This window comes from Stenotrophomonas sp. YJH_SMC_91, assembly GCF_059368495.1.
Genome location: NZ_JCAFRT010000010.1, coordinates 85,510 through 107,428 on the forward strand (window position 1 = coordinate 85,510; position 21,919 = coordinate 107,428).

The following is a 21,919-nucleotide window of genomic DNA, read 5'->3' on the forward strand; positions in this document are numbered from 1 at the left end:
TCGTGGGCCGATTGTAGCCGCAGGCGCAACTGCGACTGATTCCGATTAGATCACCGTATTTTGAAATGCGGCACCCTATGCCGCATCGATTCACAGGAGCCCCCCATGAAAGGCAACCCGGACGTCATCGCCTGCCTGAAGGAACTGCTGCGCGGCGAGCTTGCTGCCCGCGACCAGTACTTCATCCATTCCCGCCGCTACGAGGACCAGGGCCTGTTCGCGCTGTACGAACGCCTGAACCACGAGATGGAAGAGGAAACCCAGCACGCCGATGCGCTGCTGCGCCGGATCCTGTTCCTGGGCGGCGACCCGGACATGCGCCCCCACGCCACCGAGCCGGGCAAGACCGTGGAAGAGATGCTGCAGAAGGATCTCGACACTGAATACGCGGTTCGGAACAATCTCGCCGCCGGCATGAAGCTGTGCGAGGAGAAGGGTGACTACGTGAGCCGCGACATCCTGCTGGCCCAGCTGAAGGACACCGAGGAAGACCACGCCTGGTGGCTGGAGCAGCAGCTGGGCCTGATCAAGCGCATCGGCCTGGAGCTGTACCAGCTGAGCAAGATCGACGGCAACGGCGCCCCGGCGCACTGAGCCGACGTCGCTCTTTTCGGTAGAGCCGACCCGGTAGAGCCAACCCGGTAGAGCCGACTGTTAGTCGGCTGCCTTTCGGCAGAGCAGCCGACTAACAGTCGGCTCTACCAGGAGCAAAGGAGCAGCCGACTGACAGTCGGCTCTACCAGGAGCAAAAGAGCAGCCGACCAGCGGTCGGCTCTACCAGCAGCACAGCGTTCTGTCGCCCGCCAGCACCGGAGCACCGCCAGCCAGCCTTCGCCAGCCAGCTGCTCCATCGCCCGCCAGCCGACAACGAAAAAGCCGGGGAATGCCCCGGCTTTTTCGTGTCCGGGGTCGGATCCGTTTTCAACGAAAACGGCTCTGACCCCATTGGGATCGAAAACGCCAACCGAGGTTGGCGTTTGCCGGGGTAATGCGTGTCAACCAAGGTTGACACCCACCTCAACCAAGGTTGACACCCGCCAGGGGCAGGGCCCAGCCCTTATTCCACCGACAGCCCTTCCACCTTCTGCCAGCCGCGCGGCAGCAGGTGGCCGCGGGTGGCGCGGGCGCCGAGGTAGGCGTCGAGCTCGTTGAACTTCAGCCCCATCGTGCGCTGGCCGCTGCGCACCTGCAGGGTCTGCCCCGGGCTGATCGCCACGATGGCGACCACGCGTTCAGTGGCGAGCTTGGCCTTCGGGATCTCGATGATCTTGTTGCCCTTGCCCTTGTCCAGTTCCGGCAGGTCGTTGGCGGCGATCGCCAGCAGGTTGCCGGAACTGGTCACTGCCACGATGCGGTCGGTGGCCACGTTGGCGACCATCGACGGGGTGAGCACCGACGAGCCGGACGACAGGTTCAGCATCGCCTTGCCGGCCTTGTTGCGACCGATCAGGTTCTCGAAGCGGGTGACGAAGCCGTAGCCATGGCTGGAGGCCAGCACGAAGCGGGCATCCGGCTCGGCACTGGCCAGGGTCACGAAGCTGGTACCCGCTGCCGGCGAGAAGCGGCCGGTCAGCGGCTCACCGTTGCCACGCGCGGAGGGCAGGGTGTGCACCGGCGTCGAGTAGGCGCGGCCCTCGCTGTCGAGGAACGCGACCTGCTGGGTGCTGCGCGCACGCACCGCGCCCTGCAGGGCATCACCGTCGCGGTAGGAGAGGGCGGACGCATCGACGTCATGGCCCTTGGCGGCACGGATCCAGCCCTTTTCCGACAGCACCACGGTCATCGGCTCGCTCGGCACCAGCTCGGTCTCGTCGATGGCCTGCGCGGCCTGGCGCTGCACCAGCGGCGAACGGCGCGCGTCGCCGAACTTCTTGGCGTCGGCCGTCAGTTCGTCGCGGATCAGCTTCTTCAGCTTGGCCTTGCTGTCGAGGATGCCGAGGATCTTCTCGCGTTCCTTGGCCAGCTCGTCCTGCTCGCCGCGGATCTTCATCTCTTCCAGGCGGGCCAGCTGCTTCAGCTTGGTTTCCAGGATGTACTCGGCCTGTTCCTCGGACAGGCCGAAGCGCGCGATCAGCGCCGCCTTCGGTTCGTCCTCGGTACGGATGATGTGGATCACCTCGTCCAGGTTGAGGAAGGCGACCAGCAGGCCTTCCAGCAGGTGCAGGCGGCGCTCGACCTTCTGCAGGCGGTGCTGCAGGCGGCGGGTGACGGTGTTGCTGCGGAAGGTCAGCCATTCGCTGAGCAGCATCTTCAGGTTCTTCACCTGCGGACGGCCGTCCAGCCCGATCACGTTGAGGTTGACGCGGTAGCTGCGCTCCAGGTCCGTTGTCGCGAACAGGTGGCCCATCAGCTGGTCGGCGTCAACGCGGTTGGAACGTGGCACCAGCACCACGCGCACCGGGTTGGCGTGGTCGGATTCGTCGCGGATGTCTTCCAGCCACGGCAGCTTCTTGGCGCGCATCTGCGCGGCGATCTGCTCGATCACCTTCGACGGCGACACCTGGAACGGCAGCGCCGTCACCACGATGTTGTTGGCTTCCTTGTTGAAGGTCGCACGCGCACGCACGCTGCCGTTGCCGGTCTCGTAGATGTTCCGCAGATCGTTGGCGGCGGTGATGATCTCGGCGCTGGACGGGTAGTCCGGGCCCTGCACGTGCTCGCACAGGTCGCGCACGGTCGCATCGGGGTTGTCCAGCAGGTGCAGCAGTGCGCTGACGATCTCGTTGAGATTGTGCGGCGGCACGTCGGTGGCCATGCCCACGGCGATGCCGGTGGTGCCGTTCAGCAGCAGGTGCGGCAGCCGCGCTGGCATCCAGGTCGGTTCCTGCAGGGTGCCGTCGAAGTTCGGTGCCCAGTCGGTGGTGCCCTGGCCCAGTTCGCCCAGCAGTACTTCGGCGATCGGGGTCAGCTTGGATTCGGTGTAACGCATCGCCGCGAACGACTTCGGGTCATCGCTGGAGCCGAAGTTGCCCTGGCCCTCGATCAGCGGGTAGCGGTACGAGAACGGCTGCGCCATCAGCACCAGCGCCTCGTAGCACGCGCTGTCGCCGTGCGGGTGGTACTTACCGATGACGTCACCGACGGTGCGCGCGGACTTCTTCGGCTTGGACGCGGCATTCAGGCCCAGCTCGCTCATCGAATAGATGATGCGGCGCTGCACCGGCTTCAGGCCGTCGCCGATGAACGGCAGGGCGCGGTCCAGGACCACGTACATCGAGTAGTCGAGGTAGGCGCGTTCGGCGTACTCGCGCAGCGGCAGTTGTTCGAATCCGTGGAACACGGGGCGGGCAAGTTCGGTCATGCGGCGTTGTTACCTATGTCGGGAGGCGGCGACGGCGGTCGCCGCTCGCAATCCTGTGATTATCCGGATGCGGCGGGGGATGCCAAGCCACGTGCAGGGTCCAGCCCGGTTTCGAGGCCATGCCCGGCCCGCGCCAGATAGCGCCCCGGTGGCAGCCCGAAGTGGCGGCGGAACACGGTGACGAAGGCACTGGCGCTGCTGAAGCCCAGTGCATGGGCGATGTCGGCCACGCTGCGGCCATCGGTCAGCTGGCGCAGGGCTTCGGACAGGCGGGCCTGTTGCCGCCACTGGGCGAAGCTGAGCGTGGTCTCGTCGCGGAAGTGACGGGTCAGGCTGCGCGGCGACAGGCCGGCCCAATGCGCCCATTCGGCCAGGCTGCGCTCGTCGGACGGGTCGGCCAGCAGCTGCGAGGCGATCTTCAGCAGGCGCCGGTCGTGCGGCATCGGCAGGTGCATGCGCTGGCGCGGCGCGGTGCGGATCTCGTCCAGCAGCACCTCGATGATGTGCTGGCGCTCGGGCGTGGTGTCATAGCCCAGCGGCCATTCGCAGATGCGGTCGGCCAGCGCCTGCGCCAGCTTGGACAGGCCCAGTACGCAGGGATCGGCGGGCAGGGTGGCGCAGGCCGGCGCGGCCAGCGCCATGCCCCAGCCGCGCAGCGGACCGTCCAGGGTCACCGTATGCGGCTCCAGCGGCGGCATCCAGCCGGCCGAGCCCGGCGCCAGCGACCACGTCCCGTGCGAGGTGCGGGTGGTCAGCAGGCCACGCTCGACACAGATCAGCTGGGCGCGCTGGTGGTGGTGCCAGTCCACTTCCCGGACCAGCCCCTGCGGGCTGTCGAAGCGGAAAGCGACCACCGGTGGGCCATCGTTGCGCTCGAACCAATCCAGTGCGTCGTCCCTGAGCAGGCGCTTGGGAGCGGGAATTTCTGCCTTGTTCATCATGTCCGCTGGCTGAAATGTGTCATCCATTGGCTGAATTGTACTACCGGGCCACCTGACCAGATCATTAAGGTAGGCGCCTTCATTGATCCAGCCCACTGCTGCAACACAGCATTCGATGCCAGATCGAATATTTCCATTGAGAAATATTTTTTTTGGAAGAGAATGCTCCCCCATGATCTGTCCTGCAACCACTCCCCCCAGTTTCGGCCTGCTGCTGCGCCAGGTGCGCGACGGCCTGGTCCGGCAACTCGACGCGTCCATGGCTGAAGAAGACCTGGGTATCGGCTTCACCCACTACATCGGGTTGAAGGTGCTCTCGCACATGGCCCCGTGCACGGCCAACGAACTGGCCCAGGCCATCGACCAGGTACCCAGCGCAGTCACCCGCCTGCTGGACAAGCTCGAGGCACTGGGCTGCGTCCGCCGCGAACCGCATGCGCAGGACCGGCGTGCGCTGCAGATCGTGCTGACCGATGAAGGCCGCGCATTGTGGGCGCGGTTGAAGCTGCGTGGCGACGCGGTGATGGATTACGCCCTGCGTGATCTTTCCGCCGACGAGCGCACGCTGCTGCTGTCCCTCCTTACCCGAATCCGCGATTCCCTGACGACCCCATGAACCCGATCCCGCATTCCACTCTCCGCCGGTCCGGGCGCGCGCTGCTGGTGTCAGCGCTGGCCCTGGCCCTGGCCGCCTGCGCCAGCAGTCGTGGTCTCAACCCGCAGGGCCACGTGCTTGACGTGGACAGTCTGCACAGCGAACGCACCCTGGCCGACACCGACCTCAGCGCCACCGGCTTCCCGGCGCAGGACTGGTGGAAGGCGCTGGGCGATGCGCAGCTGGACGCGCTGGTCGCCGAGGGCCTGGCCGGCCACCCGAGCCTGGACGCCGCCGACGCGCGCCTGCGCCAGGCCCAGGCCCAGGTCGGCACCGCACGCGCCGATGAGCTGCCCAGCCTGTCGGTGTCCGGTGGATATACCGGGCTGCGCCTGCCTGAGTCGATGGCAGGCAGCGAGATCGGTGGCCATTACGCCGGCAGCAGCCAGGTCGCCTTCGACTTCAGCTATGGCGTGGACCTGTGGGGCGGCAAGCGCGCCGCTTGGGAAGCGGCCGTGGACGGCGCGCATGCGGCCACCGTCGAGGCCCAGGCCGCACGCCTGAACCTGTCCACCGGCATCACCCAGGCCTATGCCGACCTGGCCTACGCCTGGCAGCTCAACGATGTGGCCGAGGAAGAGCTGGCCCGTTCGCAGAAGTCGCTGGAACTGACCCGCCAGCGCCGCCGCGCCGGCATCGACAGCGATCTGCAGGTGCGCCAGGCCGAGGCCCGCGTACCGGCCGCGCAGCAGCAGGTGCAGGCCGCACAGCAGCGGATCGACGCGGCCCGCACCGCACTGGCCGCGCTGGTCGGCAAGGGCCCGGACCGTGGCCTGTCGATCCAGCGCCCGCAGCCGCTGAACCCGGTGGCGCTGCAGCTGCCGGGCGTGCTGCCCAGCGAACTGCTGGGCCGTCGCCCCGACATCGTTGCCGCACGCTGGCGCGTTGAAGCGGCCGACAAGCAGATCAAGGTTGCCAAGACCAGGTTCTACCCGAGCTTCAACCTGACCGCGCTGGCCGGCGTGGTCGCCCCGAACGTGGGCGACCTGCTGAAGAGCAGCTCCACCTTCGCCTACATCGGCCCGGCGCTGAGCCTGCCGATCTTCGAAGGCGGCAAGCTGCGCGCCAACCTGGCCAACACCGATGCGCAGTACGACCTGGCGGTGGCCAACTACAACCAGGCCGTGCTCGACGCACTGCGCGACGTCGCCGACCAGGTCAACGCGGTGCGCTCGCTGGCGCAGCAGGCGCACTCGCAGCAGCAGGCGGTGGATACCGCACGCTCGGCCTTCGACCTGGCCCAGCAGCGTTACCGCGCCGGCATCGGCAGCTACCTGGACGTGCTGACCGCGCAGTCCACCCTGCTGCAGTCGCAGCAGCAGCTGGCCGGCCTGCAGTCGCAGCAGGTGCAGTCCTCGGTGCGCCTGAGCAAGGCGCTGGGCGGTGGTTTCCAGTCCGCTGACGCCGACCGCGCACCGATCGCCTCCCATTCCGATTCCTCGCATTCCTGAAGACGTCCGCCATGAGCCAGACCCAAGACACCGCGGCCCCGGCCGCCCCCAACCGCCGCGGCAACCTGCTGCGCGGCCTGTTCGTGATCGTCGTGCTGCTGCTTGCCGCACTGGCGCTGTGGTACTTCATGTTCGGCCGTTGGTTCGAAGAGACCGACGATGCCTACGTGCAGGGCAACCAGGTGCAGATCACCCCGCTGGTGGCCGGTACCGTGGTCGCCATCAACGCCGATGACGGCATGCGCGTGGAGCGCGGCCAGCTGCTGGTGCAGCTGGACCCGTCCGACACCGCGGTGGCACTGCAGCAGGCCGAAGCCAACCTGGCCAAGACGGTGCGCCAGACCCGCGGTCTGTACCGCAGCGTGGAAGGCGCCCAAGCGGACTTGAACGCCCGCCAGGTGACCCTGAAGCGCGTGCGCGAAGACTTCGCCCGCCGCAAGGACCTGGCCGCCACCGGCGCCATTTCCAACGAAGAACTGGCCCACGCCCGTGACGAGCTGGCTGCCGCCGAAGCGGCCGTGGCCGGCTCGCGCGAGACCGTCGAGCGCAACCGCGCGCTGGTCGACGACACCGTGATCGCCACCCAGCCGGACGTGCAGGCGGCTGCCGCGCAGCTGCGCCAGGCCTTCCTCAACAACGCCCGCGCCGGCATCGTCGCGCCGGTCACCGGCTACGTCGCCCGGCGTTCGGTGCAGGTCGGCCAGCGCGTGCAGCCGGGCAATGCCCTGATGGCCGTGGTGCCGACCGAGCAGATGTGGGTCGAGGCCAACTTCAAGGAAACCCAGCTGCGCCACATGCGCCTGGGCCAGGAAGTGGAACTGAAGTCGGACCTGTACGCCGGTGACGTGAAGTACAAGGGCCGCATCCAGAGCCTTGGCCTGGGCACCGGCTCCGCGTTCTCGCTGCTGCCGGCGCAGAACGCCAGCGGCAACTGGATCAAGATCGTGCAGCGCGTGCCGGTGCGCATCGCCATCGATGCCAAGCAGCTGGCCGAACACCCGCTGCGCATCGGCCTGTCGATGAAGGCTGAAGTGAGCCTGCGCGACCAGAAGGGTGAAGTGCTGCCGAGCACTCCGGCCAAGGGCACGGTGTTCGACACCGACGTGTATGCCAAGCAGCTGCATGATGCCGACGAGGTGATCCACACGATCATCCAGGGCAACCTGCCGCAGCAGCAGGCGAAGGTGGGCTGAGGTCGCCATGTCCGCACAAGCTCCAGCCGCGCCCGGCGCTCCGGGCGCACCGGCGGCGCCGGGTGCGGCCTCCGGGTTCCTGCCGCCCAGCGTCGCACTGTGCACCGTGGGCCTGGCGATGGCCTCGTTCATGCAGGTGCTCGACACCACCATCGCCAACGTCTCGCTGCCGACCATCGCCGGCAATCTCGGCGCCAGTTCGCAGCAGGCGACCTGGGTCATCACCTCGTTCGCGGTCAGCACGGCCATCGCGCTGCCGCTGACCGGCTGGCTCAGCCGCCGCTTCGGCGAACGCAAGCTGTTCGTCTGGGCCACGCTGGCCTTCGTCATCACCTCGCTGCTGTGCGGCCTGGCGCAGAGCATGGGCATGCTGGTGCTGTCGCGTGCGCTGCAGGGGTTCGTTGCCGGCCCGATGTACCCGATCACGCAGTCGCTGCTGGTCTCGATCTATCCGCGCGAGAAACGCGGGCAGGCATTGGCACTGCTGGCGATGATCACGGTGGTTGCGCCGATCTGTGGCCCGATCCTTGGTGGCTGGATCACCGACAACTACAGCTGGGAGTGGATCTTCCTGATCAACGTGCCGCTGGGCATCTTCGCTGCGCTGGTGGTCGGCAACCAGCTGAAGGGGCGACCGGAGCAGATCGAGAAGCCGAAGATGGACTACGTCGGCCTGGTCACCTTGGTGATCGGCGTCGGTGCGCTTCAGCTGGTCCTCGACCTGGGCAACGACGAGGACTGGTTCTCGTCGATGAAGATCGTGGTGCTGGCCTGCGTAGCGGTGGTGACGCTGACGGTGTTCCTGATCTGGGAGCTGACCGACAAGGATCCGATCGTTGACCTGAAGCTGTTCCGGCACCGCAACTTCCGCGCCGGTACGCTGGCGATGGTGGTGGCCTACGCGGCGTTCTTCAGCGTGGCGCTGCTGATCCCGCAGTGGCTGCAGCGTGACATGGGCTACACCGCGATCTGGGCGGGCCTGGCGACGGCGCCGATCGGCATCCTGCCGGTGATCATGACCCCGTTCGTGGGCAAGTATGCGTCGCGCTTCGATATGCGCATGCTGGCCACGGTCGCGTTCATCGTGTTGTCGATGACCAGCTTCCTGCGTTCGAACTTCAACCTGCAGGTGGACTACATGCACGTGGCCGGCGTACAGCTGATCATGGGCATCGGCGTCGCGCTGTTCTTCATGCCGGTGCTGCAGATCCTGCTGTCGGACCTGGATGGGCGCGAGATCGCGGCGGGCTCCGGCCTGGCCACGTTCCTGCGTACGCTGGGTGGCAGCTTCGCGGCGTCACTGACGACGTGGCTGTGGGCGCGGCGCACCCAGGTGCACCATGCCGACCTGACCGAGCATATCTCGGCCTATCAGCCGGGCATGCAGGACCAAGTGGCGGCGATGGGGCAGGGCGACCTGCAGCACGGCGCAGCGGTACTGAACAACATGATCAACCATCAGGCATCGCAGATGGGCTTCAACGACATCTTCTTCCTGCTGGGCTGGATCTTCCTGGCGATCATCACGTTCCTGTGGCTGGCCAAGCCGCCATTCGGCGCAGGTGCGGGTGCAGCCGCCGGTGGTGGACACTGAAACTCCCTGGAAACACCGTGCTGTATTTTGACCCCGCCGCGAGGCGGGGTTTTTGTTGGGGCGACGCTGGTCGCGCGGGCATTGCCCTCGGGGTGGTGCAACGGCGCAGGTTCAGCGCGTGCGATAGACGCGTTTGAACACCACCCGGTCGGAAGACAATCGGGAAATGGCCCAGATCCCCGCCACAAGTAAGGCGCCGCATGCGAGCCAGCCGGCAGTGGCCTGAAGTCGGCTGCCGACAAGTGCGCCGCAGATGATGGCGGCGACAAAGACAAGCATTACGGCCTCCTTTGATGCGCCGTAGTGGACCTCGGCCTGGCATCCCACGCATACGCTTACGCCGTGGTTCGAGCCGGTATGGCAGTGTGGGCAGATGATGCTGCGCTGCATTGGTGCGTCCTTTTGGGGAGAGGAGGGGCGCTGGTCAGGTCGTGGCGATACACCTGCAACCGGCTCCCGCAAATCTGCCTCCCACCGAAAAGGAATCGGGTGGATCTCGACTAGGAAAAGTACGAATTGAACGGGGAACGTGAAATGCGCCCCAAAAGGGGGCCGTTCAAGGTCTGGTGACGACGCGCCGGGAGGAGGTATGCACCCGCAGACGACGCCCGGACGGTGCGAGATACGACAGTCCGAGTGGCGGTTGCGATGCCAGGATCGCCAAACCCCGGAAACGAAAAAACCCGCTTTCGCGGGTTTGATCATCTTGAGTCGTGGTGCCCAGGAGAGGACTCGAACCTCCACGGTTTTACCCGCTAGTACCTGAAACTAGTGCGTCTACCAATTCCGCCACCTGGGCGACTCAGGGGATGAATTGTGCGGGACGGCAGAGAGAGTGTCAACAACATTTCACACATTTTTCTGCGGCTGCACGCCCAGATGAAGCAGCAGGCTGCGCATCGCCGGTGACAGCTGCGCCCATCCGGCGAAACAGGCGCACAGGCGGCGCTGTGCCCACGCATCTGCAAGCGGGACCGCAACAGTACGGGTATTGCGTCGATGCTGGCGGGCGATGGTGCGCGGCACGATGCCGAGACCAATGCCGTGGCCGACCATGATGCACACGCCTTCGAAGGTCTTCATGCGGATGCGTACGTCCAGGCGTCGCCCGATGTCGCGTGCCTGGTCTTCGATGTAGGCCTGCAGTGCATTGCCGTCGGCCAGCGCGACGAAGGTCTCGCCGGCAACATCGGCGAAGGCCACGCTGCGCCGCGATGCGAAGCGGTGTTCCGCGGGCAGCAGCATCACCAGTGGATCTTCGGCGACCACGTGCTGCTGCAGGCCGGCAGCGTCGACCGCATCACTGATGATGCCGGCTTCGGCCTGGCCAGCGTTGATCGCACGCACGACTTCGGGGCTGGTGCGCTCCAGCAATTCCACGTGCAGGCGCGGGCGTTCGGCCAGCCACGGTGCCAGCCGCGAAGGCAGGTAGTTGGTCAGTGCTGCGGTGTTGGCATACAGATGCAGTGTGCCGCGCGCGCCGTGCGCGAACGCCTGCAGTTCACCGCGCAGCTGCGCCTGCTGCTGCAGGATCAATCGTGCATGGTGGGCGAGTGCGGCGCCGGCTTCGGTCAGGCTGACGCCGCGGGGGTGCCGGTTCACCAACGCGGTGCCGGCATCGGCTTCGATCGTGCGCAGGCGTTCGCTGGCCGACGCCAGTGCCAGGTTTGCCTGCGCTGCGCCGGCCGTGATGCTGCCCGCCTCGGCAATCGCCAGGAACAGGCGCAGGTCGGCGATATCCATCCGCATGTGATGCCCTCATCGCAACGGCTGCGCCTTCGGATCAGCCGAGGGCAAGGCCGGAAACACCGCATTGTGCGCCGAGCGGCCGGCCGATCCAATGAAGGCATGAATGAATCGATGTACTTCTACGTGCTGCTGGTGGCGGTGTTCGTGCTGGCCGGTGTGGTCAAGGGTGTGACTGGCATGGGGTTGCCGACGGTGGCGATGGGGCTGCTGGGCAGCACGCTGTCGCCGGTGGCGGCAGCGTCGATGCTGTTCATTCCCACTTTCGTCACCAATGCGTGGCAGCTGTTGTCCGGGCCGTCACTGGACCGTATCGTGCGGCGCCTGTGGCCGATGATGCTGGCCGTGGTGGTGGTGACGCTGGGCTCGGCGGCGCTGCTGGTGCGGGTCGATCGCACTTGGTCGCGCGTTGCGCTGGGCGTGGCATTGGTGGTCTATGCCGCCTATGCGTTGCTTGCGCCGGTGTTCCGCGTGCAGCAGCGGCGCGAGCGTTGGCTGGGGCCGCTGGTGGGGGCGTTGTCGGGCGTGGTGACCGGCGCCACCGGCGTGTTCGTGATGCCGGCGGTGCCGTACCTGCAGTCGCTGGGGTTGCAGCGCGAGGAGCTGGTGCAGGCGCTGGGGCTGGCGTTCACGGTGTCAACGATTTCGCTGACCGCCGGCCTGGTGCTGCACGGCGCATTCGGCATCCAGCAGCTGGGGCTGAGTGCGCTGGCGGTGCTGCCGGCATTGCTGGGCATGTGGCTGGGGCAGGTGATCCGGCAGCGCATCAGTGCGCGGGTGTTCCGGGGCTGCTTCCTGGGTTTCCTGCTGCTGCTCGGGCTGGAACTGGTGCTGCGGCCGCTGCTCTGATGCCGGATTCCGGGCATGAAAAAACCCGCTCTCGCGGGTTTTTCTCATTCTCGACGTGGTGCCCAGGAGAGGACTCGAACCTCCACGGTTTTACCCGCTAGTACCTGAAACTAGTGCGTCTACCAATTCCGCCACCTGGGCGTCGAGGAGCGAGATTATGGGGTGTTGTTACGGGGGTGTCAACACTTTTTCTGGATCCGGTGTCGGATCCCGTTTCGCGTGCGGAGCGGGCGCTGACCCCATCTCACTCGCTTGGGGTCGGAGCGCTTTCCTTCGGAAAGGAATTCGGCCCCGTTGCTGGATTGCAGGCAAAAAAAATCCCCGCCGAAGCGAGGAGTTTTTTCGTTGGTGCCCAGGAGAGGACTCGAACCTCCACGGTTTTACCCGCTAGTACCTGAAACTAGTGCGTCTACCAATTCCGCCACCTGGGCGTTCCAGAGGCGCAATTGTGAAGATGAATCCGCAGGTTGTCAACGACTTCCTGAATATTTTTCACGCAAGGCCTTCAAGACGGCCACTGACCCGTTCTGCACGCCGTCAACGGCTACCATGTAGGGCGATGACTACCAAAAAACCAAGCAAGGGCGGGAGCACCTCCCGCGGCCAGGCCCCGAAGAAGGGCGCCAAGGCGGGCACGGCCCGCACCACCAAGCCGGGCAAGCCGTTGCCGGGCTGGTTCCCCGAATTGAATGAAGGCGGCACACCGCCGCGTGGCCGCAAGGTCCGCAGCAGCGACGCACCGGGCCCGGCCCCGGGCCGCAAGTTGCCGCCGACCGGCAAGGTGATCGACGATCCCTATGCCGCCCGCGAAGCAGAGAAGTACGAACAGCCCATCGCCAGCCGCGAAGCCATCCTGGCCCTGCTGGAGCGTTGCGAAGGGCCGCAGACGGCAGAGGAACTGGGCGCACGCCTGGGCCTGACCGCACCGGACCGTGCCGAAGCACTGTCGCGCCGGCTCGGCGCCATGGTCCGCGACGGCCAGCTGGTGCAGAACCGCCGCGGCGGCTTCGCCCCGATCCAGACCCTGAACCTGGTCACCGGCGTGGTGATCGCCAACCCGGAGGGGTTCGGCTTCCTGCGCCCGGTCGAGGGCGGCGACGACCTGTTCCTGCCGCCGTATGAAATGCGCAAGGTCATGCACGGCGACAAGGTGCTGGCCCGCGTGACCGGCATCGACCACCGTGGCCGCCGCGAAGGCAGCATCGCCCGCGTGCTGGAGCGCGGCATGACCCGCCTGATCGGTCGCTTCAGCATCGAGATGGGCATCAACTACGTGGTGCCCGACGACAAGCGCGTGCAGCGCAACGTGCAGGTGCCGCCGGACCAGACCGGTGGTGCGCGCGACGGCCAGTTGGTGGTCTGCGAACTGACCCAGGCGCCGGACAGCCGTCGCCCGCCGATCGGCCGCATCATCGCCGTGCTCGGCGACAAGCTGACCGCTTCGCTGGTGGTGGAGACCGCCATCCACGGCCATGAACTGCCATTCGAGTTCCCGCAGGAAGTGCTGGACGAAGCCGCCTCGGTGCCGCTGGTGGTTGAGCCGGCGATGATCGGCGACCGCGTGGACCTGCGCAGCATGCCGCTGGTCACCATCGATGGCGAGGATGCCAAGGACTTCGACGACGCGGTGTACTGCGAGCCGAATGCCGATGGCTTCCGGCTGGTGGTGGCGATTGCCGATGTCTCCAACTACGTCCGGCCCGGCACGCCACTGGACGAAGAGGCGCAGAAGCGTGCCACCTCGGTGTACTTCCCGGGCTTCGTGGTGCCTATGCTGCCGGAGACGCTGTCCAACGGCATCTGTTCGCTGATGCCGAAGGTCGACCGCATGTGCTTCGTCTGCGACATGCAGATCGACCGCGACGGCCTGGTCACGCATTCGCGCTTCTACGAAGCGGTGATGAACTCGCATGCGCGCCTGACCTACACCCAGGTGTGGAAGGCGGTGGGCGAGGACGATGCCGATACCAAGGCCTGGATGGGTGACCTGCTGCCGCAGGTGCAGCGCCTGCACCAGCTGTACAAGGTCCTGTCCAAGGCGCGTGCCAAGCGTGGCGCCATCGAGTTCGAAAGCAGCGAAGTGCGCTTCGTGCTGGACAACCGCGGTGAAGTGACCCAGGCGGGCATGCTGGTGCGCAACGACGCGCACAAGCTGATCGAGGAATGCATGATCGCGGCCAATGTGGAGGCGGCGAAGTACCTGCTGTCGCGCCATGTGCCGGCCCCGTACCGCATCCACGAGAAGCCGCCGGAAACCAAGTACGCCGACCTGCTGGAATTCCTCAAGGAGTTCAAGCTGAGCCTGCCGCCGTGGTCGAAGGTGCGCCCGGGCGATTACACCAAGCTGCTGAAGAAGATCCGCGACCGCCCCGATGCCACGCTGCTGGAATCGGTGCTGCTGCGCAGCCAGAGCCTGGCGATCTACAGCCCGGAAAACCACGGTCATTTCGGTCTGGCACTGGAGGCGTACGCGCACTTCACCTCGCCGATCCGCCGTTACCCCGACCTGCTGGTGCACCGCGCGATCAAGCACGCGCTGTCCGGCAAGCCGCTGGACAAGTTCACCTACAACGCGCGCGAAATGGCTGCGCTGGCGCTGCAGTGCTCCGAGCGCGAGCGCCGTGCCGATGAAGCCGAGCGCGAGGTCGACGAGCGTTACCGCGCGGCGTGGATGGAAAAGCACGTGGGTGGCCAGTTCGATGGCGTGATCAGCGGCGTGACCAGCTTCGGCCTGTTCGTGGAACTGGACGAGTCGAAGGTGCAGGGCCTGGTGCACGTGACCCAGCTGCCGCAGGACTATTACAAGTTCGACGCCACGCGCAAGACGCTGACGGGCGAACGCCGCGGCAGCAGTTACCGTCTGGGCGACCGCGTGCGGATCCTGGTGCTGAAGGCCAGCATGGAAGAGCGCAAGATCGACTTCCGCCTGGTCGAACACAAGGGCGAGGACGAAGGCGATGGCCTGCCGCCGCTGCCCGAGCGTGGCAAGCCGGCCAAGCGGAAGAAAGAGAAATACTGATGACCGTGGTAGTGCCGGCCGCTGGCCGGCATCCATGGCACCCTCGGCACCGACGGGTTGCCGGCCAGCGGCCGGCACTACCAGGAGACATCGCATGCAGGGCCAACCCGAATACAGCGGCGGCTGCCAGTGCGGCGCGATCCGCTTCCAGGTGCGTGGCGCGCTGACCGACAGTTCGATCTGTCATTGCCGGATGTGCCAGAAGGCCTTCGGTGCCTACTACGCACCGCTGGTGTCGGTGCGCGGCGTGCAGTTCAGCTGGACCCGTGGCCAGCCGCGCTATTTCCAGTCCTCCAACGTGGTGCGCCGGGGCTTCTGTGCCGACTGCGGCACGCCGCTGAGCTACGAGGCGCCGGACGGCGTGGCGGTGGCGGCCGGCGCCTTTGACGAACCCGAGCGCCTGCCGCCGACGATCCAGTACGGGGTCGAGCGCAAGCTGCCGTTCGTCGATACGCTGGCCAGCCTGCCGGCCCGTCGTACCGAGGAAGACATCGCGGCGCTGGAGTTCCTGGCCACCATCGTGTCCCATCAGCACCCGGACCACGACACGCCGCACTGGCCGCCGCGCAGCCGGTAACGCCCCTGTAGCGCCGAGCCCAGGCTCGGCTGGCAGGTCGCCGCGGCCTCAGCCCGGCAGCGAGCGCAGGCTCGGCTCAACAGGGGCGCCGCCGCAGCGCCCGGCCCGCCGATGCTCTACCATAGCCACCCCCTTTCCGGTCCCCGCCCGCATGAGCAAGAACAGCCAGTGGATCGTCGGCGTCAACGCCGTCGCCTCCTCCATCGAGAACGACGCCGAGAACGTCCGCGAAGTGCTGGTCGAGGCCGGTGCGAAGAACCCGCGCCTGACCGAGATCGAGGAAAACGCCCGCCGCAAGGGCATCGACGTGCGCAAGGTGAACAGCCAGGCGCTGGACGGTGTCGGCGGTTCGGTACGCCACCAGGGCGTGGCCGCGCGCTATGCCGCCGCCCGCACCTACAGCGAGAACGAGCTGGAGGGCCTGGTCACCGCAGCCGAGGGCAAGGCCCTGCTGCTGGTGCTGGACGAAGTGCAGGACCCGCACAACCTTGGCGCTTGCCTGCGCTCGGCGGCTGCCGCAGGCGCCACTGCCGTGATCATCCCCAAGGACAAGTCGGCCACGGTGAACGCGACCGTGCGCAAGACCTCGGCCGGTGCCGCCGATCTGATCCCGGTGGTGGCGGTGACCAACCTGTCGCGCTGCCTGAAGGACCTGCAGAAGCAGGGCGTGTGGATCTACGGCCTGGCCGGCGAAGCCACTGCGTCACTGTACCAGCTGGACCTGAAGGGCAACATTGCCCTGGTGCTGGGTGGCGAGGCCGATGGCCTGCGCCGCCTGACCCGCGAGAACTGCGATGGCCTGGTCAAGATCCCGATGCCGGGCGAGATCGAGAGCCTGAACGTTTCCGTTGCCGCCGGCGTCAGCCTGTTCGAGGCCGTGCGCCAGCGCGGTTGATTTCGAGGTCGGATCCCTTTTCCATGTGCCGTGTCGACCAAGGTCGACACCTACCGGGTCGTTGCCGTGTCGACTAAGGTCGACACCCACCGGGTAGTCGCCAACCTGGGTTGGCGCTCTTGCCGCCTCACCCCGCGCTGCCGCCCAGTGCCTTGAACAGGGTGACGTCGTTGTTCAGCTGGCCCTGGCGCACGCGCGCCAGCGACAGCTCGGCATCACGCCTGGTCTGCTGGGCCTCCAGCCAGGTGCGCAGGTCGGTGGCACCTACGCGGTAGCGCACTTCCTGCGCGCGCTCCACTTCCACTGCTTCGTCATACGAAGCCTGCGAGGCCGCCACCTGGCGCGCCAGCTGCTCGCGTGCCGACAGCGCGTTGTCCACTTCCGACAGCGCGGTGTACAGCGTCTTGCGGAAATTGGTCGCGGCGATCTGATAGCTGGTGCCGGCGATGTCGGTATCCAGCTGCGCGCGCTGCAGGTTGAGGAACGGCAGCGACAGGCCGGCGCCCAGCGTGGCCACCGGGTTGCGCAGCACGTCACCCAGCGACGTTGCACTGGAGCCGAGGCTGCCGGTCAGGCTCAGCGCCGGGTAGTACTGGGTAGCGGTCACCTTGATGGTCTTCAGGCTGTTGCGCAGGCGAAGTTCGGCCGCGCGCAGGTCGGGACGGCGGCCGAGCAGGTCGGCCGGCAGGCCTTCATTGATCCCGGGGCTGCGTGCGCCCAGCAGGTCCTGCGGTTCGTCCTGCTGCGGCCAGGGCGTGCCGTCCAGCAGCACGGTCAGTGCATTGCGCACCTCCACCCGCTGCTGTTCCAGCGCGCTCTGCGACGAACGCTGCGACTGCAGGTTCTGCAGCGCCTGGCGCACTTCCAGGCGCGATACCGCACCAGCGTCGAAGCGGGCCTGCACCAGGTCGCGGGTGCGCTCCAGCCGCTCCAGGTTGGCCTGGCCGGTGGCGATGGACTGGTTGAGATAGGCCAGGTTCCAGTACTGGGTGATGGTGTCGCCGATCACCAGCAGCGCGGTGTTCTGCCGGTCTTCCTCGCTGGCCTCGGCTTCCCAGCGGGCGATGTCGCGCTGGGTGCGCAGACGGCCCCACAGATCGACCTCCCAGCCCAGCGAGACGCCGGTGGAATAGCTGCGGCGCCAGTCATCGGCCTGGTCGGTGGCGCGGCTGGCGCTGCCACTCACGCCAGACGACGACGGCTGCGGCCACAGCGCGTTGCTGGCCAGGCCGGCCTGCAGGCGCGACCGCTGCACGGCCAGGCCAGCGGCGGCCAGATCGCTGTTGGCGGCCAGCGCCTGCGCCACCAGGCGGTTCAGTCGTTCATCGCCGAAGCCCGTCCACCAGCTGTCCTGGCGGATGTCGCGGCCCGGTGTATCCAGGCTGCTGCGCGGATCGTCGGCCGGTGCGTTGAGGGTGGCATCGCCACGGCCGTAGCTGGCCGCCACGTCGGGGGCCTGCACCGGGTAGCGGCCCACCGAGGCACAGCCTGAGAGGGCAAGCAGAACAGCGCCCACCAGCAGCAGGCGCGAGGGAGCAGGGAAGGGCAGTCGGGTCATCATCTTCATTCGCGGGCCAGGGCCTCCACCGGGTCCAGCTGCGCGGCGTTGCGCGCGGGCAGGAAGCCGAATGCAACGCCGATCAGGGTCGAGCAGGCGAACGCGGCAACGATCGAGGCGGTGGAGAACAGCACCTGGAAGTCACTGGCGAAGCGGCCGATCATCGAGCCCAGCAGCAGGGCCAGGCCGATGCCGAGCAGACCACCGAGCAGGCACACCAGCACCGCTTCGATCAGGAACTGCTGGCGGATGTCACTCTGCCGTGCCCCCACCGCCATGCGCACGCCGATTTCGCGGGTGCGCTCGGTGACCGAGACCAGCATGATGTTCATCACGCCGATGCCGCCGACCAGCAGCGCGATGGCGGCGATGGCGCCGATCAGCAGGGTCATCGTGCGCGTGGTCTGCTCGATGGTCTGGCGGATCTCGGCGCTGTTGCTGAGGAAGAAGTCCTCGGTGCCGTGGCGCAGGGTCAGCAGGCGGGTGATCGCTTCCTGCGCCGCATCCATCGGCGTGTCGTCGTCCACGCGCACGGTGATGCTGGAAACGTGGCTCTGGCCGAGCATGCGCGACATCACCGTGGTGTAGGGCACCCACACGCTGAGGCTGGTGCTGCCACCAAAGCCGAAGCTCTGGCGCTTGGCCACGCCGACCACGCGTGCCGGTACGTTGCCGAGCAGGATCACCTGGCCGACCGGATCGACATCGGGGAAGAACTGGGTCTGGGTGTTCTCGTCGATCACCGCCACCTGGCCGAGGCCCTTCACCGCGTCGGTATCGAAGAAGCTGCCGCTGAGCAGGGTCACGCCCTTGACCCGGAAGAACTGCTCGCCGACGCCACTGACCTGGGCGGTGGAGGACTGGTTGCGGTAACGCGCGGTGACCGAGGTCGACACGCTGGGGGTGGCGCTGTCCACGTAGCTCTGCTTTGCCAGTGCATCGGCATCGCTGGCCTTGAGCGTCTGTACCCGCGCCGAGCGCATGTCGCCGAAACCACGGCCGGGATAGACGTCGATGGTGTTGGTGCCGAGCGCGCTGATGTTCTGCAGGATCTGCTGCTGCGAGCCATTGCCCAGCGCCACCACCGAGACCACCGAGGCGATGCCGATGATGATGCCGAGCATGGTCAGGAAGGTGCGCAGCCGATGTGCGTTCATCGCCAGCAGGGCCATGCGGAACGCTTCGGTGAAGCGGTCACGGGCCGCCCGCCAGCTGTTGCCGCGGGCCACGCCGGTGCTGGCCTCGCGCTGCGCGCGGTAGGTCGGTGCGTTGGGATTGGTGCGGTCGGCGATGATCTCGCCATCGCGGATTTCGATGATGCGCTGCGCGTGTTCGGCCACGCTCATGTCGTGGGTGACGATGATGATGGCGTGGCCTTCGGCGTGCAGCTCGCCGAGGATCGCCATCACTTCCTCGCCGGATTTCGTGTCGAGCGCGCCGGTCGGTTCGTCGGCCAGGATCACCTCGCCGCCGTTCATCAGCGCACGTGCGATCGACACGCGCTGCTGCTGGCCACCGGACAGCTGGCCCGGCTTGTGGTGCATGCGGTCGCCCAGGCCCAGCCGCTGCAGCAGCTGCTCGGCACGCGCGTTGCGCACTGCGCCCGGGCTGCCGGCATACACGGCCGGTACCTCCACGTTGCCGCGCGCATCCAGGTCGCCCAGCAGGTGGTAGCGCTGGAAGATGAAGCCGAAATGCTCGCGGCGCAGTTCGGCCAGTTCATCCGGCGCCATCCTGCCGGTTTCGCGGCCGGCCACCTGGTAGCTGCCGCGGGTAGGGCGATCGAGGCAGCCGAGGATGTTCATCAGCGTCGACTTGCCCGAGCCGGACTGGCCGACGATCGCCACCATCTCGCCGGCGTGGATATCCAGGTTGACGTCGCGCAGGACGGCGATCACATCATCGCCTGCCGGGAATTCGCGCCGCAGGTCGCGCAGGCGCAGCAGCGGCGCCTTCGTGCTCATCGGCGCGGACCCATGCCCGGGCCGCCGACCCGCATCTGCATGCCGCCGCGGTTGCCGTCGCCGGCGCTGGCACCGGCCGCACCGGCTTCGCCCACCACCACGCGTTCGCCTTCCTTCAGCCCGGACAGGATTTCGGCCGAGGCGCCGTTGTTGATGCCCACGGTGACCTTGCGCGGTTGCGGCTGGCCCTTGTCGTCCAGCACCCGCACCATGCGCTCGTCGCCGCGGCGCTTCGGTCCCAGCGCCACCGCCGGCACCATCAGCACGTCCTTGGCCTGCTTCAGCAGTACCGAGACCTGCGCGGTCATGTCGATGCGCAGGGTGCCGTCCGGGTTTTCCACGTCGAACAGCGCGTTGTAGTAGACCGCGCTGCTGGAACTGGAGCTGGACGAACTGCTGGAGCTGGACGAGTTCTCGTTGGCGATCGAGGCCGGCGCCGGATTGATCTGGCGCAGCGTGGCGTGGTACTTGCGGTCGGGGTCACCCAGGGTGGTGAAGTACACCGGCATGCCGGCCTTGATCTTGACCACGTCGGCCTCGGAGATCTCGGCGTTGACCGTGACCACGTCCAGCCGCGCCAGCATCACGATGGTGGGCGCGGTCTGGTTGGCATTCACGGTGCGGCCTTCCTCGGCCACCACCGCCACCACGGTGCCATCCATCGGCGCGGTGATGCGGGTGTAGGCCAGGTTGGCGCGGGCGGTGCCCAGCTCGGTCTGGCGGCCCTTGATCTGCGCCTCGTAGGACTGCAGCTGGGCACGGGCAGTTTTCAGCTGTGCTTCGGCGGCATCGTATTCCTGACGCGAGGTGGCCTCGGCCGCCAGCATCTGCTGCTGGCGCGCGAACTCCAGTTCGGCCTGGCGCAGGGTGGCCTGCTGAACGGCGCGCTGGGCGGTGACCTGGTCCAGCGAAGCCTGCGCGTTGAGCACCTGGTTCTGTTGGGTGGTGGCATCGATCTCGGCGATCAGGTCGCCTTCCTTCACGGTATCGCCCAGCTGTACCTTCAGCGACTTGATCTGGCCCGAGGCCTGCGCGCCGACGCTGACCAGCTTGTAGGCGTCGATCACGCCGGTGGCTTCCACGGTCTGCTCGATGTCGCCGCGGCTGACCGGCGTGGTCGCCACCGCCGGGGCGGCGGGTTTGCGCAGCAGCCACCAGGCGGCGACGGCCACGATGAGGGCGAGCAGGGCGATCAGTATCAGGCGACCACGGCGGGTCGCGGGCAACAGGCGGAACGTCACGTCGTGGCTTCACTCTCGGGGCCGCGGCGGCGGCGTTGGTGGGCATTGTGAAGACCGGGCGACAGGCGGCTCAATCCTCGGGGTATGTCTCTATGTAACACTGTCGGTGAATACGCGTAACCACAGGTATCCCGCTCATGGCTGGATACACTGGTACGCATTGCCCCGGATGCGGTTCAGCTGCCGACACGGGATGATCGCGACATGGAGACTGAAAACACGATGCATCGACTGCTGATCGTCGACGACGACAACGACATCCGCACCCTGCTGGCCGAGCAGCTCGGCCGCGCCGGCTACCAGGTGAGCACGGCCGCAGACGGCACCGCCATGCGCCAACTGCTGGACCGCGAACACGTGGACCTGATCGTGCTGGACCTCAACCTGCCGCGCGAGGATGGCCTGACCCTGTGCCGTGACCTGCGTGCGCGTTCGAACACGCCGGTGATCATGCTGACCGCACGCGCCGAGCCGATCGACCGCGTGCTCGGCCTGGAAATGGGCGCCGACGACTACCTGGCCAAGCCGTTCGAACCGCGCGAGCTGCTGGCGCGCATCCGCAACGTGCTGCGCCGGACCGAGGCGCTGCCGGCCAACCTGGAGCCGCTGGCGGTGCGCCGTGCGCGTTTCTCGCGCTGGGTGTTCGACCTGGAGCATCGCCACCTGGTCGATCCGGACGACCGCGTGGTGGTGCTGTCTGGTGCCGAGTTCCGCCTGCTGCGCGTGTTCATCGCGCATGCCAACAAGGTGCTGTCGCGCGAACAGCTGGTCGCGCTCAGCAGCGGCCGCAACTACGAGGCGCAGGATCGCGCGATCGACCTGCAGGTCAGCCGCCTGCGCAACAAGCTGGGCGATGACGGTGGGCCGGATGGCCTGATCAAGACCGTGCGCAACGAAGGCTACGTGCTGGCCTCCTCGGTGAACCTGGAATAAGC

General features: G+C 67.1%; 17 protein-coding genes and 3 tRNA genes. 10 read left to right on the plus strand and 10 right to left on the minus strand.

Going from position 1 to position 21,919, the window contains the following annotated elements; translation table 11 throughout:
• Positions 1-105: 105 nt before the first annotated feature.
• The gene (gene bfr, locus AC5P5X_RS13310) at positions 106-594 is read left to right on the plus strand and encodes a bacterioferritin (protein WP_005408763.1); all 489 of its coding nucleotides are present in this window, start codon (positions 106-108) and stop codon (positions 592-594) included.
• A 463-nt stretch (positions 595-1,057) separates the two neighbouring features.
• On the opposite strand, the gene parC is transcribed toward bfr, so the two are convergent.
• Both parC and AC5P5X_RS13320 read right to left on the minus strand, forming a co-directional pair.
• Positions 1,058-3,301 (minus strand): DNA topoisomerase IV subunit A, encoded by a 2,244-nt coding sequence (gene parC / locus AC5P5X_RS13315; protein WP_005408764.1) that lies wholly within the window; start codon positions 3,299-3,301, stop codon positions 1,058-1,060.
• Positions 3,302-3,360: 59 nt separating this feature from the next.
• Positions 3,361-4,242 (minus strand): helix-turn-helix domain-containing protein, encoded by an 882-nt coding sequence (locus AC5P5X_RS13320; RefSeq protein ID WP_005408765.1) that lies wholly within the window; start codon positions 4,240-4,242, stop codon positions 3,361-3,363.
• A 172-nt stretch (positions 4,243-4,414) separates the two neighbouring features.
• Between AC5P5X_RS13320 and emrR the strand changes: the two genes are divergently transcribed.
• Genes emrR through emrB form a run of 4 tightly spaced genes read left to right on the plus strand, consistent with a single transcriptional unit; the run spans position 4,415 to position 9,135 of the window.
• On the plus strand, positions 4,415-4,858 hold the full coding sequence (emrR, locus tag AC5P5X_RS13325) for a multidrug efflux system transcriptional regulator EmrR (RefSeq protein ID WP_005408766.1): 444 nt from the start codon (positions 4,415-4,417) through the stop codon (positions 4,856-4,858).
• Complete coding sequence (gene emrC, locus AC5P5X_RS13330) at positions 4,855-6,348, plus strand: multidrug efflux transporter outer membrane subunit EmrC (protein WP_495215996.1); 1,494 nt, start codon at positions 4,855-4,857, stop codon at positions 6,346-6,348. Before emrR ends, emrC begins: the two co-directional genes overlap by 4 nt.
• An 11-nt stretch (positions 6,349-6,359) precedes the next feature.
• Positions 6,360-7,541 carry a multidrug efflux MFS transporter periplasmic adaptor subunit EmrA gene (gene emrA, locus AC5P5X_RS13335; RefSeq protein WP_005408768.1) on the plus strand — a complete coding sequence of 394 codons (1,182 nt, stop codon included), beginning with the start codon at positions 6,360-6,362 and terminating at the stop codon, positions 7,539-7,541.
• A 7-nt stretch (positions 7,542-7,548) separates the two neighbouring features.
• Complete coding sequence (emrB, locus tag AC5P5X_RS13340) at positions 7,549-9,135, plus strand: multidrug efflux MFS transporter permease subunit EmrB (RefSeq protein ID WP_032966542.1); 1,587 nt, start codon at positions 7,549-7,551, stop codon at positions 9,133-9,135.
• Between the two features lie 111 nt (positions 9,136-9,246).
• On the opposite strand, the gene AC5P5X_RS13345 is transcribed toward emrB, so the two are convergent.
• The 3 genes from AC5P5X_RS13345 to AC5P5X_RS13355 form a co-directional block, all read right to left on the minus strand.
• A complete protein-coding gene (locus AC5P5X_RS13345; protein ID WP_111189013.1) occupies positions 9,247-9,525 on the minus strand; it encodes a hypothetical protein in 279 nt (92 codons plus the stop codon).
• 324 nt (positions 9,526-9,849) lie between these two features.
• Positions 9,850-9,934, minus strand: a tRNA-Leu gene (locus AC5P5X_RS13350).
• A 50-nt stretch (positions 9,935-9,984) separates the two neighbouring features.
• Positions 9,985-10,884 carry a LysR family transcriptional regulator gene (locus AC5P5X_RS13355; protein ID WP_111189012.1) on the minus strand — a complete coding sequence of 300 codons (900 nt, stop codon included), beginning with the start codon at positions 10,882-10,884 and terminating at the stop codon, positions 9,985-9,987.
• Positions 10,885-10,983: 99 nt separating this feature from the next.
• On the opposite strand from AC5P5X_RS13355, the gene AC5P5X_RS13360 reads away from it, so the two are divergent.
• Positions 10,984-11,730 carry a sulfite exporter TauE/SafE family protein gene (locus tag AC5P5X_RS13360; RefSeq protein ID WP_033834104.1) on the plus strand — a complete coding sequence of 249 codons (747 nt, stop codon included), beginning with the start codon at positions 10,984-10,986 and terminating at the stop codon, positions 11,728-11,730.
• Between the two features lie 56 nt (positions 11,731-11,786).
• Here AC5P5X_RS13360 and AC5P5X_RS13365 read toward each other — a convergent pair.
• Positions 11,787-11,871, minus strand: a tRNA-Leu gene (locus tag AC5P5X_RS13365).
• 205 nt (positions 11,872-12,076) lie between these two features.
• A tRNA-Leu gene (locus AC5P5X_RS13370) sits at positions 12,077-12,161 on the minus strand.
• Positions 12,162-12,289: 128 nt separating this feature from the next.
• Between AC5P5X_RS13370 and rnr the strand changes: the two genes are divergently transcribed.
• The 3 genes from rnr to rlmB all read left to right on the plus strand — a co-directional run bounded on the left by rnr (position 12,290) and on the right by rlmB (position 16,221).
• Positions 12,290-14,749, plus strand: coding sequence for a ribonuclease R (rnr, locus tag AC5P5X_RS13375; protein ID WP_088429629.1), 2,460 nt, complete (start codon positions 12,290-12,292; stop codon positions 14,747-14,749).
• A gap of 94 nt (positions 14,750-14,843) precedes the next feature.
• Positions 14,844-15,326 carry a GFA family protein gene (locus AC5P5X_RS13380; RefSeq protein WP_005408774.1) on the plus strand — a complete coding sequence of 161 codons (483 nt, stop codon included), beginning with the start codon at positions 14,844-14,846 and terminating at the stop codon, positions 15,324-15,326.
• 151 nt (positions 15,327-15,477) lie between these two features.
• On the plus strand, positions 15,478-16,221 hold the full coding sequence (gene rlmB / locus AC5P5X_RS13385; RefSeq protein WP_005408775.1) for a 23S rRNA (guanosine(2251)-2'-O)-methyltransferase RlmB: 744 nt from the start codon (positions 15,478-15,480) through the stop codon (positions 16,219-16,221).
• A 127-nt stretch (positions 16,222-16,348) separates the two neighbouring features.
• Here rlmB and AC5P5X_RS13390 read toward each other — a convergent pair whose 3' ends face one another.
• From AC5P5X_RS13390 to AC5P5X_RS13400, 3 genes are read right to left on the minus strand one after another with little or no spacing between them, the layout of a single operon-like run.
• Entirely contained in the window at positions 16,349-17,788 is a 1,440-nt protein-coding gene (locus tag AC5P5X_RS13390; RefSeq protein ID WP_111189011.1) for an efflux transporter outer membrane subunit, read from the minus strand.
• A complete protein-coding gene (locus tag AC5P5X_RS13395) occupies positions 17,785-19,743 on the minus strand; it encodes a MacB family efflux pump subunit (RefSeq protein WP_111189010.1) in 1,959 nt (652 codons plus the stop codon). Before AC5P5X_RS13395 ends, AC5P5X_RS13390 begins: the two co-directional genes overlap by 4 nt.
• On the minus strand, positions 19,740-20,984 hold the full coding sequence (locus AC5P5X_RS13400; protein WP_111189009.1) for an efflux RND transporter periplasmic adaptor subunit: 1,245 nt from the start codon (positions 20,982-20,984) through the stop codon (positions 19,740-19,742). Before AC5P5X_RS13400 ends, AC5P5X_RS13395 begins: the two co-directional genes overlap by 4 nt.
• Before the next feature lie 204 nt (positions 20,985-21,188).
• On the opposite strand from AC5P5X_RS13400, the gene AC5P5X_RS13405 reads away from it, so the two are divergent.
• Positions 21,189-21,917 carry a response regulator gene (locus AC5P5X_RS13405; protein WP_005408779.1) on the plus strand — a complete coding sequence of 243 codons (729 nt, stop codon included), beginning with the start codon at positions 21,189-21,191 and terminating at the stop codon, positions 21,915-21,917.
• Positions 21,918-21,919 lie beyond the last annotated feature (2 nt).